Source organism: Streptomyces sp. NBC_00190 (assembly GCF_036203305.1).
Taxonomy (GTDB): Bacteria; Actinomycetota; Actinomycetes; order Streptomycetales; family Streptomycetaceae; genus Streptomyces.
Genome location: NZ_CP108131.1, coordinates 6,480,095 through 6,498,595, shown reverse-complemented (window position 1 = coordinate 6,498,595; position 18,501 = coordinate 6,480,095). Strand labels below are relative to the sequence as shown.

Genomic DNA, 18,501 nt, shown 5'->3' with positions numbered 1-18,501 from the left:
ACAGCACTCACGGCTCCTTCCCACACCGGACGGCAGACTCCCCGACGTCGTGCGTCCCGACCTCACAGGAAGACCCTGACATGCCCGTGAACTACCGCCACGTGCGCACCACGGCCTGGCTCCCTGACCGCCAGGACATCTCCGTCATCGGCCGATACCGGGCCCTGCCCTTCCCCGAGGAGTGGCGCGACAGCATCCTCGAACTCTGCAACGCCGGCCGCGACAAGGATTCCGAGCCTTGGCGCACGGCCCCCACCCGAGCCCTGGAACAGGCGATCCAGGCTTACGCCCCCGATGTCCTGGCCATGCCACGGCCTTTCGGCTCTCGCACCGAAGGTGACTCGGCACGTTGGCTGTACACGGACGCCGACCTTGCCGATCCGCTGCCCACCGAGGTCCTCGGTACTCTCATCGCCCACTGGCTCCGCGACATCCGTCCCGAACCCGAGCACCGCGGCCTGCTCCGTGAGGTGCGTGCCCAACTCGCCGCACACACTCCACAGTGGGAGTCCGTAGGACGTGAACTCGTCGCGTGTGGCCACACCGACGGGGGCACCGCCACCCCGGCCGGGCACCAGTTCACGCTCACCCCCGACTGGCTGGCCCGCCGCGTGCTCGATCTCGGCCCTTACCCGTTCGAAGGCGGTGCGCTCCGTTTCCGAGCCATGCCTCGCGGGCCCCGCGACAAGGGCGCCGAGCTCGTCTCTCAGCCGGTTCCGTACGAGCCGGGCGGCTCCAAGGGCACGTGGTGGTTCGCGATCGTCCTCAACATCACCCTGCACACCGTCCCCTTCGACCTCCTCCCCCGCTACCACCTGCACTGGAGCATCCGCCGCTGGGCGACGCGCGTGAGCGGAAAGAGCGGGCGCCTGCACCTTCCCTATGGCAGCCGCACGACCGTACTGCTGCGCCCCAGGGTTCCTGTCCTCCCCGGCGTGCCGCTGAGCGAACGCTTCGCCGTCGCTCAGCTGGAGCGGTACCGCGACCGCGAGACGGGCACCTTCTCGGAGCGCTGGTCACACGGAGGCCCCGCCAGGCTCCTCGGTGGAGTCGTCCTCGGTGACGAACTGCCCGGTGTCGACGACCTGCTCACCTCTCCTGAGAAGTGGCTCACCGACGGGATGCGTGCCAGCATCGTCTACCGCACGGCGATGGGCCGTCACGAGGTGGGACCCGGTCTGATGCCGGACCAGGTCTCCCGGCTCACGGAATGGGCGGAGCAGGCGGTGCCCGAAGGTCTCGGCGCCGCACATCCCCACTCCCGGTCCATCCTGTCTGGTAATCGCCCGGTCAATGCCCCTCCGACGAACGTGAAGCCCGAGGACAAGACTGCCGATGAGGCGCGCAGGACGGCCGAACGGCGGCGCGCTGCCGCCCTCGCGGTCTCTGCCTACAACGGCCCGTACGAAGACGACAGGCCGGTCCTCGAACTTCAGCTGGTGTGGCAGACCTCCGAGCTGCGGGAGACCACGATCTCGGCACTCGTGGAGCTGCTCGGTCTGCCCGAGGCAGCGCCCGAACCCGACGAGGCGACCCATCTCGACGCCCGTGCCGAAAGTCCCGTTGTCCTGGAATGGGTCACCTCTGAACTAGCCGTCCGGCTGAACTGCTTCCGGCCCGTCCACCGTCGAGCCGACGACAGCACGGTCTCGTTCACCGACGGCCTGGAACTCCCCGAAGGACCGCGGCGCCCGGAAGCCGTCGTGTCGGCCGCTCTGTACTCCCGTCAGGCAGAGACCGCCGACTGGCTCAACGGCGTCAAGGGACGCGCGCCGAAAGCGAGCTCGCCTCCCGCGCTCGCGCTGGTAGAAATCGACCGGGCCGACGACTTCGCGAGCACCGACCATGATCCGAAGTTCGCACTGCGACTCGGCTTCGCCGACGCAGGCTACGTCACCCAGTTCCTCGCCGTACCCAAGAAGGTCAAGGGTTACAACACGGTCGACAACCAGCACCACCGCGCCCGTATGGCCTGGGACGACGGGCTGCGCCAGCTCGGCGCACGGGTATACCCCGAACTCGGCATCGCCAGTGGTCTTCCCGGCGGCCTGCGCCATGCGGCTGTCTGGATGGTCCGCAGGAACCGCACCAGTAAGAACCGGTGGGCCACCGATGTACCAGTGGCGGTCCTGGTGACCCCCGAGGGCACGGGGCTGGCCCGGATCCAGGGGTGGGACCCGAATGCCGACGACGGCGCAGGGGCCTGGGTCCCGTACCCGACCATGCTGATCAGGCTGACCCGGCTCGCCGAGGTACGTCCTCTGCTGCCCGGGCCGCGCGGTGAGGAAGACGTCCCCAAGCGCCGAAGCTGGCACGCCGACCGCGCCGAACAGCGCCGTCGTGCCGAGGAATGGCTGCAGCGAATCCGCACCTCTCTCCGGCGCGAACCCACTCTGCTCCTGGTCGAGGCCCAGAACGCTCGCTCCCACTGGACCTGGCTCCAGGACGGCCGTACCGAACCCGACCGCATGCGGGACGGTGAGGCGGATTCCCGGCGCCTCGACCCCGATCTCCGTCTCGTGCGCGTCCGCACGGGGCGCGCCAGGGAGACCCCACAGTGGTGGGGCGTCCATCCAGCCGGCGGGGCGAACGGCATCGCAGCCGGCTTGTGGCTGCCCGCTGGTCACGGCCCCGATGGGCGGGTCTTTCACTCGGCCAACTCCAAGCCGGTGCAATTCAAGTCTTCCGCCGTCGAAGCGGACAAGCTCGCGCCACGCCCGATCCGGATGGGCAAGCGCAAGGGTGAGCCCACCATCGACACCGGAATGGTCGGATGGACTCCTGATTTCCTGGAGATCGCAGTCCTCGGCTGTCACCCCGAAGCCGGCGATGCCCCGGAGTCCTTCGCCTCTGCAGTCCACCTGCTCCGGCAGCCCCCGGACTACCCGGAGGCTCTGTCCCTGCCGCTCCCACTGCACTTGGCGGGTCTCGGCCAGGACTACGTGCTGCCGCATCGTGCGTCTCCTGAGATCGCTTCGGATGTCTCCGAGATCTCTGACCCGGTCAAAGACCCCGACCCCGCACAGGGGCAGGCACCGGGTCTCGAAGAGGAGGCGGACGTAGTCGAGGCAGCCGACCAGCTGGCGCTGTTCGACAGCTGACCACCCACGGCCAGCACCCGCATCGTGAAACCGACCGGGTGGGGTCCCCGCTCCGCGACGGCAGAGCAGGGAACTCTTTCGAGAAGATGCTGATCCGAAAGAGTCCGGGTTCTGGGTGGTTGGACGGCAATCCGTTGCCGTCTACTCAGGAGGCCCTGCAGTGCCGGGCATTGGCCGCGCTGGTGGCGGGGCGGGACCGTGAGGACGTAGCAACGCCGTTCGGGGGGGCTCAGCGCAGATAATGAGTGGTGGGCAAAGTAGCAGACCGCCGGCACCACCTCTGCCGCCTACTCCCGCCCCGCCACCACTACATCGCGTGACCCTTCCCGTCGCTCAGATCGTCGCCCGGCCAGCGGAAAGCCTTCATCCGAAGCAGCCTCCGCTGGGGAGAATCTGGGGAGAATGAGGCCCGTTGGGGAGCGGCTGGGGAGAATCGGCCGTACAAACGGGCAGCACGGTGAAAGGGTCGGAAAGGCCGATCGTCGCAGGTCGGACCGCCTGTTCGAGCAGTTTCCGCAGGCCAGCGGTGTGAGGGCGACGACTTCAAGAAGATCTCAAGTTGGGCGGCAATTCTGTTTGCACCCACACTCGTTGGAACTATCTATGGCATGAACTTCGAAGCCATGCCAGAACTGCGCTGGGCGCTCGGATACCCATTCACAGTTGCCCTGATGGCGGCAGTTTGCATCAGTCTGTACCTCATCTTCAAACGTCGGGACTGGCTCTAGACTGAGCAACTAACCGCATCGCTCGCCTATTGGATTTGCATCTGTACCGTCAAAAAATCGAGCGCGTGACGTGCCCTGGAGAGCGGCTGGGGAGAATAGACGTCCACAAACTTGTCTACCTAGTACTCCAGTCAGGAAGGCGTCGCGGGCATCGGTCTTGGCCTCGCCCGGATAGAGATCGGCGATCCGCCGCATCGTCAGCCCGGGGAGATAGGCGGCCGGGCAGCCCATGTCACGCGCGACAGCCAGCGGCGGGGCGCCGATGGAGGCCGGCTGATCAACCACGACGAGCACGGTTCCGTGCTTGGCCTGCAGTTTCCCGAACACCTCGCGGAGCTTGGGTTCACTGTTGGGCAGCCGCTTGTCGAATGCCTTCTTCCCGGCCGGGGTGACGGCGGTGGCGTGGTGTTCGCCCTTGCCGACGTCCAGGCCGAGGATGGCAACGGGCTCCAACCTAGCCCCGCCGGCCCGGAAAGCCCTCCGGACGGGCCTGTTCAGTTCGTGTAGTCGGGCCTTGCCGTCCCGAGATGCTCCGCCACCGTCCGGAGCCAGGCTTCGACCGAGAACGGGGCCGGCGGCTCGACCTCCATGCCGAGCTCAGCGACGCCGACGGCGTAGTCGTGCTCCTCCAGCCCCAGAGCCAGCAGTTCGTGGATCTCGCCGACCAGCCGGGCGGTCAGCTGGGGATCAACCGTTGCCCTGTAGTCGCGGACCGCCGCATCGTGGTCGCCGAACTCGTCGGGCATGTCCTGCGAGAACCAACCGCCGAGGAACTGTCCCAGCTCCCCGAAGCGGGCGTGCCACTCCCAGTGAGTCAGAGGCGCGGCCGGCGGAGGCACATCTCCGGACTCGATGCTGCGCTTGATGTGGTCGGCCATCTCGGACAGCCAGCTTTGAGTCCGGGACTCGGACAGCCCGATGTCGGGTACCGAATAGAACTCGCCGAGGCGCAGCCGCAAACTGCCCGGCGGATTCCGCGCGTACTCCCGAAGTTGTTGTTCGGCGACGGAGAGCGCCCAGGGCCGGGTGTGCCAGGTGTGCCGGAGGTACGCCTGAAGAGCCGGAGGCGCTGTGCCTGCTTCCGGACTGTCGGGTTCCTGTCCGACGAAGGCTGCGACGACGACGTCGAGTTCGCCGTACCGGCGGTCGAACTCAAGCGGCTTCATGGGCACTGCGGCACCTTCAGAGGTAGATCGGGTAAGTGGCGTGCACGACGAAGCCGTGCGGACTCGACGCATCACGCCTCAGCGTCACCCGCGCGGCCCGCACATCGACGGGCTCGCGACCGGCGAGCATCATCGCCTGCAGCAGCACGCGCCCGACGGCCTCCTCACGGGACGGCCAAGCGGCCTCGATGGTGAGCCTCGGTCGCGTGCCCTGGGCCAGCCAGCGATGTACGGCCTGCTCGTTGCGCGTGACGACCTGCTGGGTACACCACTGTGCGGTCGCGCGGTCGGGATAGGTGGCAGAACGGGTACGCACGGGAGATCCTCAGTCGATGGTGAAGCCCCAGAAGATGCCGACTTCCGTGGCGGAGACAGCGATTACACCACAATCCATTACGTGGCTGGTGAAGCCCTCATAGGCGCCCTCGCGACGGAACATATCGGCATGGGGATTCTCTCGCGCCGTCGCCGCATTGGTAAAAAATAGCGCGTCCTCTCCAAATCTTTCCAGGATCGTTCTCGCGTGCGAGGTCAGCTCGGCCTCTCGCGCATCGAAATCCGGAATGTCCTCTGTTTGGAACCACTCACCCTGGAGAGTGACCAGGATTTGTTCGGTGCCCCTCCTGGACACAGGGAAGGCCGTGCTGAAGTCTCCTGGCGTGACAGCACTGAACGGGCTGTCCGGGCCGGTGCCGTAATCGCCCCCTCCCGGTGCCGCGGCAACCTTCGACCAGCCACGCGGATCTTCCGTCCGCAGCTGCATGACCTCGAGGGCGTCCAGGCGCCAGTCATCGCGCCGCCGCGCCCCCACGGCCGCGAACATGCCCTCCCCGAAAAGGGCCCGCAGGGAACGGCTCCACGAGGTGGCGTCAATCCGAGTCATGGGCCTTACCTCAGTTCTCCACGTGCGCACTACGGGTGCTGGGTCTTGTCGGTGGGCATGGAAGTGAGAACGACGAACGGCGGGTGGCTCCCCGGGTTGGGTCTCAGAACGACCCATACATTGGTCACGTCACGCGCGGCGGTGTCGCCCCGGTCCCACGACCTTCCCACGACGTCGTTCGTCGTCAGGAGGAGTGAGCGTGACGAGTTGGGTCCAGGGTTACCCGCGAGCCAATTGTCGATCTTCCTCTGATTGTTCGGTTCATCCAGGGCCGCCTGAGTATACCGCTGCGCGTCTGTAAGGCTCCCGAACGCCGAAACGGCCTCGGGCCGGATGCCGGAAGGCCTGACGATCTGCTGGTCCCTCAGCCTTTGTTCCAGTTGCTCATCCGTCTTTCCCACATGCTTGTCCACCACATGGGACCCGAGAATGCCCTCCTGGTTCGCGAGGTCGATCGGGTATTTGTGATTGCTTTCGTCGTCCCCCGCCACCGTGTAGAGCGGATCGTTCTTGAAATCGGTCAGAGCTCGGGCGCCGAAGGACTCCGCCCGCGCCGACTCGGCCCGGAACGTGGGAGCACTGAGATATGCCTCATCCAGGGCTTCGTGCAGTTTGTTGAGCTCAGCGACCTGTCGGCGCACGCGGTTGTTGTACGCCTCGACCGCCGCGTTCATCGCCTCCTCGTCCACCTCAAGGGCGAAGCCGACCGCGAAACTCCTCCCCATCTTGAGGAGTCCCTTGCCGAAGCTCTTGACGTCCTTCATGTCCAGACCGTCGCTTCTGTCGATGTGCGGCAGAGCCTTCAGCACGGCTTCGTAGTAGAGCCTGCGAAGGTCGTCTCGCACATCCTTCGCGGCGGCCGCCCAGGCACGCAGAGCGTCGCTCATGACGTCACAGGTCTTGACCATCACGTCCATGACAGGGTGGCTGCTGGCCTGACCGGGCTGCGCGGAGTCATGTTTCCACTCGTAACCCTCGCGACTCTGGCCCCACGCGCTCGTACCCCAGACAGCGCTGCAGAATTGCCGCATCGCGGCGTTCCACTCGCCATTAGACCGATCGGTGTAGTTGTGCACAGCACTGCTGAGGTTTCCGTCAGTGGCGGTGACGGACGTGCTCGCGTACACCCAGGCGACGGACATGCTGTCCAAACCCACGTAATCGGGCAACGGCATGATCTCGGCCGCCTTGCCCATGCGGTAGGCGTCCTCCAGGAGGGGCCTGATGATCGCCAGGACTCCGGCCTCCAGCGCTTCCAGTGCCAACTGGAAGATGTCCTGGCTCTGGTCGATGTCCGCCCACTTAAGGTCCGTCACGGACCCGTAGTGCGGCGGTGTGTCGATCACGGTCGGCGGTGGCTGGGTCTGGGCCGGGGCGCCCGAGGGGTCCGTGGCGGCGTCCGCGGTCGCGTAGTTGTTCGCGGTCACGGCGAAGCCGACGGCAGCGCCTCCGACGCTCGCCACCGACTTGGCCCACACCTCGATGAAACGGTTGCCGACCTTCTTGTACGCGGTGGCGAACTCCCATGCGGCGGTTCCATAGCCCCCGCAGTCCGGATATCGGCCGAGCTCGTTGAGGAGCTGATTGGCCCCCTTGTGCAGTCCGTCCTGGAGATAGGCGACGTAGCCCGCGAGCGCGTGCAGCGCACTGGGGGTGACGTCGATGTCTCCGTTCTTCAAGGGGGGCGGAGGAGGAGGCATACTCATCAGGCAGCTCCCCATCCCCGCAGCACCGCGGCATGTGCCGCCGCGTAGTTGCTCTGACCGGTCGTCACAATGCTGTGAAGCCACGCCTGTGTCGCCTGAAGGTCCCGTGCGGACCGATCCCACTCGTCCAGCTTGTCGATGAACGCCTCGCGGGCCTCGCCCTCCCAGGTGAGAACGACCTTCGCGACGCGGTCGTGCATGGTCTGGACGTTCTCGTTGAGCTCCTTGAGGATCTCTTCCAGCTGGCCGGAGAGGAGCCGCAGAGTGGCGAAGTCGACCGCTATGTTGCCGTCGCTGTCAGTCATGCGTCCCCCTCGTCACAGATCCTGCAAGCGGCTCGTGCGCGGCGCGGGCGGGCTCCCGGTGTTGGGGGTCGAAAGCTCGGCCGCCTCCCTGTCCACGTCGACGGACATCTGGATGCGCCTGAAGGCGGCCAGAGTGTCGAGCTCCTGCTCGGTGAACCCGTCTCGGCTCAGGCGAACGGCCACTTCGATCAGTTTCATGAGCTCACGGATGCGTACCGCTTCCTTGGCGGCATCACGATGCCGCCGCCGGTAGGCCTTGGCCGCGGGCCCCTGCCAGCGGGCTTCGATCGTGTCGACGACCGTGTCCATGCGCTTGACCTGCCGGTCCAGGTAGCGCTGCATTTCGTCGAGGTCGTCGGCTAGCCTGGTCAAGTGCGTGCTGTTCACCAGCAAGTTGGGATCTGTCGCCACGTATCCGCCCCCCGTACCCCGATGACCGCTCAACTGCTCAGTTGCCCAGTTGCTCAACAAAGCGTTCAACACTTGCACTCTAGCAAGCAGGAACACAGGGGCAGCTTCCGCCACTTCGTACGCAGAAGTCGAAACGTGTAGCACCAGTCTTGTGGCCGCTGGGGGGAAGGCAGGCCAGACGGGCCATGGGTCCGGGGGCACCTGCGGCGGCGGCTCCAGCTGCCCACCGGCTCCGGACTCCCTGGTCCGGAGAACGGCGCCGGCCGCTATGTCGCCGCCCGTACCCCCGCTTCCTCCACGAGGACCGCGGCCGGCAGGCCCACGTACGCCGTGATGCCGGAGCCCTCCGTCGGGCGGAGCTCCACATGGGCGCCCAGGCGGCCGGTGAGCCGGCCGGCGACGTAGTGGCCGAGGTAGCGGGTAGGAGCGACCAGGAAGCTCTCGTGGCCCGAGAGGCGGGCGTTGGCGCGGGCCAGCTCCTCGGGGCTCATGCCGATGCCCCAGTCCACCACCGCCAGGCAGTACTCGTCGAGTTCCCGCCAGCCGTACACCTCGACCGGGAGCAGCACCCCCGAGTACACCAGCGCGTTCTCGATGAGCTCGGCCAGCAGGTGCGACAGGTCGGCGACGAAGTCGCCCCGGATGCGACAGGGTTCGATCTCGGTCGCGGCCACCCTGCGGTACTGCTCGACCTCCGAGACGGCCGACTGAACGACCTCCCATGCGGTGACCATGCCCGGCCAGGGCCTCTGCGGCTGCTACTCCCCCGCGAGGACGAGCAACGACTCGGCGTTGCGCCCACCGTTCGGAGATCACCGAGAAGAATCTGACGGCTGTGTGGGAGAACTTCACCATGCGCGGCTACCGCCGTCTGATCTACACGAACACTGCGAGTGTGCTGCCTGAGGCGACCGGCATGCTCGAGCGTGCCATGGGGGCGGAGGTGCGTATCACGCGGGTCTTGCTCACGGCTTCCGACGCCACCGCTCGCGGCTGGTCGGCCGGGAACTCGGCTCGGAATTGGAGCAGGAGTTGAAGGGCAGCGCACGCAAGGCACGGCTTCTGGACCAGCAGGCCTGGCGCAGGTACCGTGCGGGTGGTGACGGACGGACGGCCTGTCGTGGACACCGCGCCCGAGGTGGTGGCCGCCACCGGCTGGACCGGGCAGCCTGCCGTCCGCTGCTGATGATCGCGCTTGTGGGCTGGTCCGGGAACGGATGCGGACGCCGTTGATCATCGGTGTGTGAAGACAGAAGACCAGACGGTGGCCGCAGGGCACAGCATAGATCCTGGCCGCTGGAAGGAGACGTGCGAGGTCCTGATGGGCCGTATTGCGGGGCGGTTCGTCCGCGTGGAACCACGGTGCCGGGCAAGGGCGTTCATGTTCGGGTTGCTGTCGGAGCTGCCGCGCAAGAACTGCTGGGCGCTCACCGAACCAGTGATGCCCCTTGAGGTCGGTGAGTTCGGTGTGGGTGCGCGCGAGTTTGCCGGTGGGCCGCTTCCGCTACGTTGCGCGTTCACGCCGGCGCCCGAAATGACCCCCGACCAGCAGTGATTCGCCTTCAGAGTTGACCTCGGCTGGGGAGAATCCGGGGAGAACGAAGCCCCGTTGGGGAGTGACCGGGGAGGATCGGCCCCATAGCTGGGTAGCACGGCGAAATGGCTGGAAAGACGGATCACCGCAGGCCAGAGCGCCTCTCTAGTCAGTTTCCGCAGGTCAGCGGTGTGAGGGTGACGACTTCAAGAAGATCTCCGCCTGGGCGGCCATTCTGTTTGCGCCCACACTCGTGGGAACCATTTACGGCATGAACTTCGAGCAGATGCCTGAGTTGAGTTGGAGTCTCGGATACCCCTTCGCGGTCGGCTTGATGGGTGTGGTTTGCGTCAGTTTGTACGCAATTTTCAAGCGCCGGGACTGGCTCTAGAGTCGGCCGACTCTGCTCAAGCAGCTTGCATGGATTGCTCTTGCTCCTCTCGATCGGAGAGCCATACGGGGCGCTGGGGAGTGCCTGGGGAGAAGCGATGCGGGTGATCTCGTCTACCTGCCTCCAGCAAGGCCCTGACCAGGACTTTTGCCCTCCTGTAGGCGTTGGGGAGAATCCGGGGAGAGTCGACTGGCGATCCACGTCCTGTATCCGCGGCTTCGCCTCTTCGTGCTCAACATCTCGCGGCGCCCTTGCTGCACGCGCAACTGATCACAGAAAGTGACATCGGCACGGAGCCACACCTGGCTCACTTTGGGCGCAGGCCCGCGCATCACGGCCCGCATCGCTTCTGCGGCCGCCATAATGGAGGCATGTCCTCCAGCCCACAGCATCCTGCACCCGCGCCGAGGGAGCTCTCCGGCGCGGAAGCCGAGGACCTCGCGTTGTACCAGGAGAAGTTCCGGCGCCGTCTGCCGGAATCGCTGGACGAGCTGCACGGGCCGGCGCACGGTGTCGTAGAGCTGCCGCTGCACCTGGCCTGGTCCGGGATGACCTCGTACGACCTGGGCAAACCTCGCCAGCGCGTGGGCCTGTACCGCACCGTCCTGCACGAGGGCCTGCACGACGACCTGCCCCTCTACCTCAATCAGGATCTACTCCTCCAGCTGTGGCCCGTGCTGCGCACGCTCGTCGGTCGCACCGTGCGCACCGTGTGGGAGGACGCCTTTCCCCAGCTCGCCTCCCGCACCCGGGCAGCCGCGTGACGGACATGCCGGAGCTGCACACGCGGCTCCTGGCGATGTGATCGCCCTCGGCTCGCCGTATCCCTTGGTCCTCACCGGCGGGTATGCCGTGAGGGCGCACCGCCTCGTGAACCGTCCCAGCCAGGACCTCGATGTCGCCACCGAGAACCCGGCGCCCATGGCCGACATCGCGGCCGCAGTCTGTCGCGGCCTCGAGGCCCGGGGCTGGAGAGTGCAGGCGCTGGAAACTGCCCCGCTGTCCGCTCGCTTCACCGTGACCGACCCGGTCACCGGGCAGGACTGTGAAGTCGACATCCTGAAGGAAATCTTCTGGCGGCCCGTCTCCCAGAGCCCGTACGGGCCCGTCCTCGCGGAGGAGGACGTGATCGGGACCAAGGTTCGCGCCCTCGCCGACCGCGGAGCGCCCCGCGACCTGATCGACGTGTTCGCTGCCTCCCGCCGCTGGACGAACTCTGAACTCGAGGAGTTCGGCCGCCGCCACGCCCGTGGCCGCTTCGAGCGCGAGGACTTGCAGGCGAACCTCACGGGCGCCGAGTGGACTGACGACGAAGCCTTCGGGGCCTACGGCCTGGATGAGACCACCATCGCCGCTCTTCGTACCTGGGCCGTGGAGTGGGCCGATGACCTCGCGGCCCGACTCCTCGAAGAGTCCGGTGATCCGGACATCGACTGATCGAATCCGGACGAGACCGCATCTGCCTGCCGACAAGACCGACCAGCCCCAAGAACTTCAGACACCGGACGGGCTACGAAACCCGGCATCGCGCCGCGTCCGCACATGTCGAGGGCTGCGACAGCCGTGGCCGGTAGGGCCATGCGCTCCCGAGCGCCTGTGCCGCCCTGCGAAAGGTCGCGAGGGCAGAGGATGTCCGCATCGGGCGGCGTCGGGACCGTGTGTTCCCAGAAGGACGGTGGCCGCCGCAACCGGGTTTGAGCTCGGCACACCGGCAGCGCCATGATGGGGCCGTTCGAGTGGCACCGGTGCGGTAGGAGCAGCAGATGCGGCGAGACGGGAAGACGGCCCCGTCCGATCTCCAGCTGAAGATCGTGCTGCACGGCACAAGACCGCCCCTGTGGCGGCGCCTCGTGCTGCCGTCCGATGCTTCGCTCGGGACGCTGCACGACGCCATCCAGGTCGCCTTCGGATGGCAGGGTGGCCATCTGCATCTCTTCACCGACGAGTTCGGCCGGGGGTACGGCGAGGCGGCCCGACTCACCGGCATCGATCTCGGCTTCGGCCACGAGGTCGGCGACGAGGACGCCACCGCGCTCGGCGACGTGCTGGCCGAGGAGAAGGCACGGCTGCGCTACGTCTACGACTTCGGCGACGACTGGGAGCACGGGATCACGCTGGAGAAGACACTGCCGCGCCCGGTCGGCGCGGAGCGGGCGGTGCGCTGCGTCGGCGGGCGTCGCGCCGACGTACCGGCCGAGGACATCGGCGGCGTGTGGGGGCTGGCCGAGGTGCTGGAGTTCCTCGACACCCCTGGCGGGGCCGGGGATGGCCCGCACGGTGAGCTTGTCGCCGAGCTGCGGGCGGCCGGATACGATCCGGCGGCCTTCGACCGGGACGGGATCACCGCGCGGCTGGCCCGGCTGACGCCGGACACGGTGTCCGGCAAAGCGAAGCCGCCGACCGGTGATGGGGCCGGGCGCGGCGGTGTCCGTCGGCTGACCGCCGAGGACGTGGCGTTGTGTACCTGCGGGCAGTGCGGGGTGGGCGGTCCGGTCGATGCCGGAGTCGACGGACCGGCTGAGGATGTGCCTGTGCTGCGCCCGGTGACTCTGGCTCCGCGGGAGGACCTTTTCGCTGCCGTGCGGGGTGTTCCGCTCTTCGACGCTGCGCTGCGGCTCGCCGCCTGGTGCCGCGAGGGACGGCAGGTCACCGCCGGCCGGGTGCTTCGGCCCGCGCTCGCCCGTGCGGCCGTCGAGGAGGTCCAGCTGTGGAAGCTGGCCGGCGACGACTCGCCGTATGCCGATGCCGTCGCGCGGGCTCGTGCGTTGAAGTCGCTGCGCAGCGCCAAGGACGTGGCCGTTCTCGATGATCCGTGGTGGCTCGCCGTGGACGGCGGGTTGATCACGGTCAGCGGGGGCCGCGCGTGGGGTGGCGCGGCAACCGACTTCACCGGTGAGGGCCTCCTGGAGTTCTGGGCCGCCACGATGGGCGATCTGCTGGAGGAGATCGGTGAGACGGGGGTGCTGGACGGGTGGCACGGTGAGCTGGGCGAGCTGACGGCCGAGATCGCCGACGGACTGGTCGGCCTGCTGTACGACGCCCCGGACGACGCCTGGGTGGATGTCGACGGCCTGCGTGCGAAGGCCCGCGAGGTGGGCGAGAACGGGCCGGAGTTCGATCTCTTCCAGGCGCTGTTCGCGGCGTCCTTCCAGGGACTCGGCGAAGGGCTCGCCCTGCTGGGCGCGGTGGAGTACGAGCCCGGTGACGGCGTCGATTCGGCCGAGGAGAATCTGCGCACACTCCAGAACGCCCTGGTCGGACAGGAGCTGGGCGGCGGTTCGGGAACCTCGACGGCGGCGTCGGACCGGTCGTGGGACGACCAGCGCGGGCACCGCATGCGGCTCACCCCACTCGGCCGCTACGGGCTCCGCGCGTACCTGATGGAGTGCGGTGTGCCCGCGCCGCTGCTCGGTGAGTACGCCGAAGCGGACGCCGACGCTCTGCTCCAGGGGCTCCTGGGCTACTCCCCCGAGGAGATGCGCCGGGAGGTCGAAGGGTGGCTGGCACACCGTTCGGCGACGGATGCCGCGGTAGGGCTGCTCGACGCATGCGTGGGAGACGGCTGCGAGGCAGCGGCGAAGCGCGCCGTGGCCCAACTGGTGCTGGCCGACCTCGACGACCCGCGGGCACTGCGCGTGCTGCGCAAGGCAGCGGACTCCGACGCCGAGGGGTGCCGCCAGGTGGCCACCGCGACCCTGGGCGCACGCCTCGGGGCAGAAGCAGACGTGGACCCGGCGCGGGCGGAGCAGTCGGAACTGTGGCTGCTCATCGACGGACTGTCGATCCTCGCCGGTGCTCAGGAGAGGCAGGAGCTGACCCGGGGCTTCCTGGAGAACTGGAACACGGCGCCGGAGTCGCTCGAACAGCGGGTGGACGAGCTGTGGCGAGTGGAGCACCCAGCCACCGCCCAGGTGCTCGCCGAACTGGGCGAGGGCTTGCGCGGCGTCGACAAGCGGCTGGCCAAGCGCATGCGTACCGCGGCGGACAAGGCCCACTCCCGCCGGTGACGGCGGGGTCGGACCCTGCTGGTGGACGAAGACGCGGTGAAGACCGCCTGGACGACGGTGAGGCGAAAAGCGAGTGGCACGAGTCCTCGTACGGGAGCAGGGCACAGGCACGAGTAGCCTGCCGCCATTGGCCACACCGGAGTCGGCTGCCTGGGCCCGGAGCCTGCTCGACGACGGCTGGGCGGCGGTCTTCCTGCCCGGCGAGCCGTCCCGCCTCGGCCGGTTGCTGCTCTGGCAGCCCGCCGGGGCAGCCGCCGCCAAGGGCACGGCACCCGCGGGCATCGAGACCGAGGCGGCGGAGCTCGTCTTGCCGCACGGCCGCTCGGTCAGACGGCGCAAGGCGGAGGGTTACGCGCTGCCCGTCGCCCTCGCTGTCGCCGCGCTGTCCGGGGCACAGCCACCGCACCCGTCCGCCGCCGCCTGGCAGACCGCCGCCCGATTCGCGCTCCGGCTGCTCGCCGACGGCCGTCTTCACCCGGCCCTCACCCCCGCCGGCTACGACACCTGGCAGGCGGGCCCCCTCAACGCGGCCCAGCGTCGGACGCTGGACGCCCTCGCCGCCGCCTTCCCGCCCCACGGCCACTGCCTGCCGGAGCCAGGTCCTGCCCCGCTGCGGATCGCCGAACCGGCCGCGCTGGTGCGCCGGTTCTGCGACGCGGTCGCCGACGCCCTGGTCCGCACCCCCGCCGCTCCGCTCGCCATGGGAGCCCTGCCGTACGCCTGGCGCGAGACGCGTGCCGTGCCCACCCTGCACGAGTGGGCCGAGGAGACCGCTGCCGCGTTCACCGCCGACGTCCGAGTCTCGCTGCGGGTCGACGTACCCGAGGGACGCCGCCGGCACTTCCGGGCCGTCCTCCAGCTGCACACCGCTGCGGATCCGGCGCTCGTCGTGGAGGCCGCACAGCTGTGGAGCGAGCCGGCCGAGACCGAGCGCCTGCTCGGCCCGCGCGCCGAAACCGAGACGCTGCTCGCACTGCGCCGCGGCGCCCGCGTCTGGCCACCGCTCGACCGGCTGCTGAAGGACGCCGCTCCGGACCGGCTGCGGCTGACCGACGACGAAGCCTTCGACCTGCTGGGCGACGCCACCGACACCCTGCGCGCCGCCGGTGTCGACGTGCACTGGCCGCGCGAGCTCGTCAAGGCATTCACCGCGACCGCGGAGATCGGGCAACGCACCGCGCCCGGCTCCAGCGCGGGCGGCATGCTCGACGCCGGCACCCTGCTCGACTTCCGCTGGCAGCTCTCGCTCGGCGGAGACCCGCTCACCGAGGCCGAGATGGACGCCCTCGCGGAGACGCGCCGCCCCCTCGTCCGGCTGCGCGACCAGTGGGTGGTCGCCGACCCGAAGCTGGTGGCCCGCGCCAAGCGCCGCCGGATGGAACCGCTCACTCCCATGGAGGCGCTGGGCGCCGCGCTGACCGGCGAAGCGGAGCGGGACGGGGAGACCTTTCGCTGCACGGCGGTCGGTGCGCTCGGCGACCTCGTCGCCCGTATCCGCGACCCCGAATCCCGCACCCCCGCCCCGCAGCCCACCGCACTGAATGCCACGCTGCGCGACTACCAGAAACGGGGCCTCGCCTGGCTGGCCGAGATGTGCGAGCTCGGTCTCGGCGGCTGTCTCGCCGACGACATGGGCCTGGGCAAGACCATCACCCTGCTCGCTCTGCACCTGCACCGCCAGACCGACCCCGCCACCGCGGGCCCCACACTCGTCGTCTGCCCCGCCTCGCTGCTCGGCAACTGGCAGCGCGAGGCAGCCAGGTTCGCGCCTTCCACCCCCGTGCGCCGCTACCACGGCGGCGACCGCCACCTGAAGGACCTCGCCGACGACGAGATCGTCCTGGTCACCTACGGAGTCCTGCGCCGCGACCGGGAGACCCTCGCCGAGAACGCCTGGTCGCTGATCGCCGCGGACGAGGCCCAGCACGTCAAGAACCCGTACGCCGTCACCGCCCGCGAGCTGCGCGCCGTGCCCACCCGCGCCCGCGTCGCCCTCACCGGCACCCCCGTGGAGAACAACCTCTCCGAACTGTGGGCGCTCCTCGACTGGACCACCCCCGGACTCCTCGGACCACTCGCCGTGTTCCGCGACCGCCACGCCCGCGCGATCGAGTCGGGCGAGGACCCGCGGGCTGCTGAGCGTTTGTCTCGTCTCGTGCGGCCCTTCCTGCTGCGCCGCAGGAAGTCCGACCCGGGCATCGCGCCCGAACTGCCCGCCAAGACCGAGACCGACCGCGTCGTGCCGCTGACGGCCGAACAGGCAAGCCTGTACGAGGCTGTGGTCCGCGAAACCATGGCGAAGATCGCCGAAGCCGAGGGCATCGCCCGCCGCGGCCTGATCCTGAAGCTCCTCACCGCGCTGAAGCAGATCTGCAACCACCCCGCGCAGTACCTGCGCCAGTCCACACCGCTGCACGGCCGCTCCGGCAAACTGGCGTTGCTCGACGAACTGGTCGATACCATCACCGCCGAACGCGAGTCGGTGTTGGTCTTCACCCAGTACAGGCAGATGGCGAACCTGCTGGAGAAGCACCTCGCGGAACGAGGCGTCCCCACCCTCCTCCTGCACGGCGGCACCCCCGTCAACGCGCGCGAGGAGATGGTGGACCGCTTCCAGCGCGGCGAGGTGCCGGTATTCCTGCTCTCCCTGAAGGCCGCGGGCACCGGCCTGAACCTCACCCGTGCCACCCATGTCGTGCACTACGACCGCTGGTGGAACCCGGCGGTCGAGGACCAGGCCACCGACCGCGCCTACCGCATCGGCCAGGACAAGCCCGTACAGGTCCACAAACTCCTCGCGGAGGGGACCGTGGAGGACAAGGTGTCGAAGCTTCTCGAATCCAAGCGCGCGCTCGCCGACGCCGTGGTCGGCTCCGGTGAGGCCGCTCTGACCGAACTGTCCGACGCCGATCTCGCCGAACTCGTCGCCCTGGGGAGGCAGGAATGAGCCCTTCGATCCCCGGCCCGCGCCGCACGCCCGCCCGCGGCAGGCGTGCCTTCGCCGAGACCTGGTGGGGCCAGGCATGGGTGACGGCCCTGGAGGACTCCACCATGGACTCGGGGCGCCTGTCCCGCGGACGCACCTACGCCCGCCAGGGCATGGTGGGCCCGACCACCATCGCCCACGGCCAGGTCAAAGCCGCCGTCCAGGGCAGCAGGCCCCGCCCCTACCGCTCCACCGTCCACCTGCCCGTCCTCACCGACGCCCAGTGGGACACCCTCCTCGACACCATCGCAGCCCGGGCCGGGCATCTCGCCGCACTCCTCGACGGCGAGATGCCCGCCGAACTCGTCGACGACGCCCGCCACGCCGGTGTCCCCCTGCTCCCGCAGCCCACCGAACTCGACCCCGAATGCTCCTGCCCCGACTGGGGCTACCCCTGCAAACACGCCGCCGCACTCTGCTACGCCACCGCCTCCACCATCGACGCCGACCCCTTCGTGGTGTTCGCCCTGCGCGGCCGCGGACGCGAGGAGGTCCTCGCCCAGCTGCGCGCCCGCCGTACGGCCGCCCAAGCGACCTCCACCCCACCGGCGCCGGCCGGCCTCCCGGCCGTCGGCGCCTACGCGGCCTGGGCCGCCCTGGCCGAACACACTCCACCCCTTCCAGATCTCCCCGAACCGGCCCCCCACACCGCCGCACTGCCCGCCGCCCCGCCACCCGGCACCGGTCTGTCCACCACGGACCTCGAACGCCTCATGACGGACACCGCCGCACGCGCTGCCCGGCTGCTCACGGGCGACACCACCAGCCTGCACCTGACCCAGCGCGAGGACGCGGCACGGATCGCCGCGAGCAACTGCGGACCCGAGTGGTTCCACCACCTCATCCAGAACACCGGTGCCAGACCGACCGCGTTCGCCCGCCTCACCCGCGCCTGGCGGTATGGCGGCCCAACCGGCATCACCGTCGCCGAACAGCCCTACACCCCCGACCCGACGGCGATGACAGCCGCCCGCAGCGCCCTGACCGGGGCCCTCACCGAAATGACCACCGCCCGGGCCGCCCTCAGGGCCTGGCGCAACCGCCTCACTCTCACCGACCACGGCATCCAGCTGCGCCTGGGCCCTGACGCCCGCTGGTACCCCTACCTCCAGGATGACGACGGCGACTGGTGGCCGGCAGGACCGGCCGACAGCGACCCCGTTACGGCGCTCACCTCCGTCTGGCAGGAGGCCGAGAGGTGACACGTACGACAGCCCGTGAATCGCCTCCTCGGCCCACACGCCGCCGCCTCGACTGTGCGAAGCGGCTCAGCAAGCCCCAGG

At 68.9% G+C, this 18,501-nt stretch carries 13 protein-coding genes and 5 pseudogenes; 10 read left to right on the top strand and 8 right to left on the bottom strand.

The genetic code is table 11. The annotated features are described in order from the left end of the window. Nucleotides 1-80 precede the first annotated feature (80 nt). A complete protein-coding gene (locus OG429_RS30515; protein WP_328928459.1) occupies nucleotides 81-3,101 on the top strand; it encodes a pPIWI_RE module domain-containing protein in 3,021 nt (1,006 codons plus the stop codon). A 542-nt stretch (nucleotides 3,102-3,643) separates the two neighbouring features. Beyond that, a pseudogene (locus OG429_RS30510) lies at nucleotides 3,644-3,829 on the top strand (CorA family divalent cation transporter); the annotation flags it as partial. Between the two features lie 114 nt (nucleotides 3,830-3,943). Here the strand turns inward: OG429_RS30510 and OG429_RS30505 are convergent. The 8 genes and pseudogenes from OG429_RS30505 to OG429_RS30470 form a co-directional block, all read right to left on the bottom strand. After that, nucleotides 3,944-4,282: pseudogene (locus tag OG429_RS30505) on the bottom strand (IS110 family transposase); the annotation flags it as partial. Nucleotides 4,283-4,323: 41 nt separating this feature from the next. Further along, on the bottom strand, nucleotides 4,324-5,001 hold the full coding sequence (locus tag OG429_RS30500; protein WP_328928457.1) for a contact-dependent growth inhibition system immunity protein: 678 nt from the start codon (nucleotides 4,999-5,001) through the stop codon (nucleotides 4,324-4,326). Nucleotides 5,002-5,011: 10 nt separating this feature from the next. Continuing rightward, nucleotides 5,012-5,311: an RNase A-like domain-containing protein gene (locus tag OG429_RS30495; RefSeq protein ID WP_328928456.1), complete on the bottom strand. Its 300-nt coding sequence runs from the start codon at nucleotides 5,309-5,311 to the stop codon at nucleotides 5,012-5,014. A 9-nt stretch (nucleotides 5,312-5,320) separates the two neighbouring features. Beyond that, on the bottom strand, nucleotides 5,321-5,878 hold the full coding sequence (locus tag OG429_RS30490; RefSeq protein ID WP_328928455.1) for a hypothetical protein: 558 nt from the start codon (nucleotides 5,876-5,878) through the stop codon (nucleotides 5,321-5,323). Between the two features lie 29 nt (nucleotides 5,879-5,907). Continuing rightward, nucleotides 5,908-7,557: an RNase A-like domain-containing protein gene (locus OG429_RS30485; RefSeq protein WP_328928454.1), complete on the bottom strand. Its 1,650-nt coding sequence runs from the start codon at nucleotides 7,555-7,557 to the stop codon at nucleotides 5,908-5,910. Nucleotides 7,558-7,583: 26 nt separating this feature from the next. Further along, nucleotides 7,584-7,889 carry a WXG100 family type VII secretion target gene (locus OG429_RS30480; RefSeq protein WP_030844112.1) on the bottom strand — a complete coding sequence of 102 codons (306 nt, stop codon included), beginning with the start codon at nucleotides 7,887-7,889 and terminating at the stop codon, nucleotides 7,584-7,586. Nucleotides 7,890-7,901: 12 nt separating this feature from the next. Continuing rightward, the gene (locus OG429_RS30475) at nucleotides 7,902-8,276 is read right to left on the bottom strand and encodes a WXG100 family type VII secretion target (protein WP_328928453.1); all 375 of its coding nucleotides are present in this window, start codon (nucleotides 8,274-8,276) and stop codon (nucleotides 7,902-7,904) included. Between the two features lie 290 nt (nucleotides 8,277-8,566). Then, nucleotides 8,567-9,034, bottom strand: coding sequence for an ATP-binding protein (locus tag OG429_RS30470; RefSeq protein WP_328928452.1), 468 nt, complete (start codon nucleotides 9,032-9,034; stop codon nucleotides 8,567-8,569). Between the two features lie 65 nt (nucleotides 9,035-9,099). On the opposite strand from OG429_RS30470, the pseudogene OG429_RS30465 reads away from it, so the two are divergent. From OG429_RS30465 to OG429_RS30430, 8 genes and pseudogenes are all read left to right on the top strand, one after another. Further along, a pseudogene (locus OG429_RS30465) lies at nucleotides 9,100-9,486 on the top strand (hypothetical protein); the annotation flags it as partial. A gap of 57 nt (nucleotides 9,487-9,543) precedes the next feature. Beyond that, complete coding sequence (locus OG429_RS30460; protein ID WP_328928451.1) at nucleotides 9,544-9,855, top strand: hypothetical protein; 312 nt, start codon at nucleotides 9,544-9,546, stop codon at nucleotides 9,853-9,855. A 184-nt stretch (nucleotides 9,856-10,039) separates the two neighbouring features. Continuing rightward, nucleotides 10,040-10,225 (top strand): annotated as a pseudogene (locus tag OG429_RS30455) (CorA family divalent cation transporter); the annotation flags it as partial. A gap of 371 nt (nucleotides 10,226-10,596) precedes the next feature. Beyond that, on the top strand, nucleotides 10,597-10,989 hold the full coding sequence (locus OG429_RS30450) for a hypothetical protein (protein WP_266662337.1): 393 nt from the start codon (nucleotides 10,597-10,599) through the stop codon (nucleotides 10,987-10,989). Between the two features lie 5 nt (nucleotides 10,990-10,994). Beyond that, nucleotides 10,995-11,662, top strand: a pseudogene (locus OG429_RS30445) (nucleotidyl transferase AbiEii/AbiGii toxin family protein). Between the two features lie 326 nt (nucleotides 11,663-11,988). Then, on the top strand, nucleotides 11,989-14,232 hold the full coding sequence (locus OG429_RS30440) for a plasmid pRiA4b ORF-3 family protein (protein ID WP_328928450.1): 2,244 nt from the start codon (nucleotides 11,989-11,991) through the stop codon (nucleotides 14,230-14,232). A 127-nt stretch (nucleotides 14,233-14,359) separates the two neighbouring features. Further along, the gene (locus OG429_RS30435; RefSeq protein ID WP_328928449.1) at nucleotides 14,360-17,179 is read left to right on the top strand and encodes a DEAD/DEAH box helicase; all 2,820 of its coding nucleotides are present in this window, start codon (nucleotides 14,360-14,362) and stop codon (nucleotides 17,177-17,179) included. Then, nucleotides 17,176-18,420, top strand: coding sequence for an SWIM zinc finger family protein (locus OG429_RS30430; RefSeq protein ID WP_328928448.1), 1,245 nt, complete (start codon nucleotides 17,176-17,178; stop codon nucleotides 18,418-18,420). Before OG429_RS30435 ends, OG429_RS30430 begins: the two co-directional genes overlap by 4 nt. The last annotated feature ends 81 nt before the right edge of the window (nucleotides 18,421-18,501 follow it).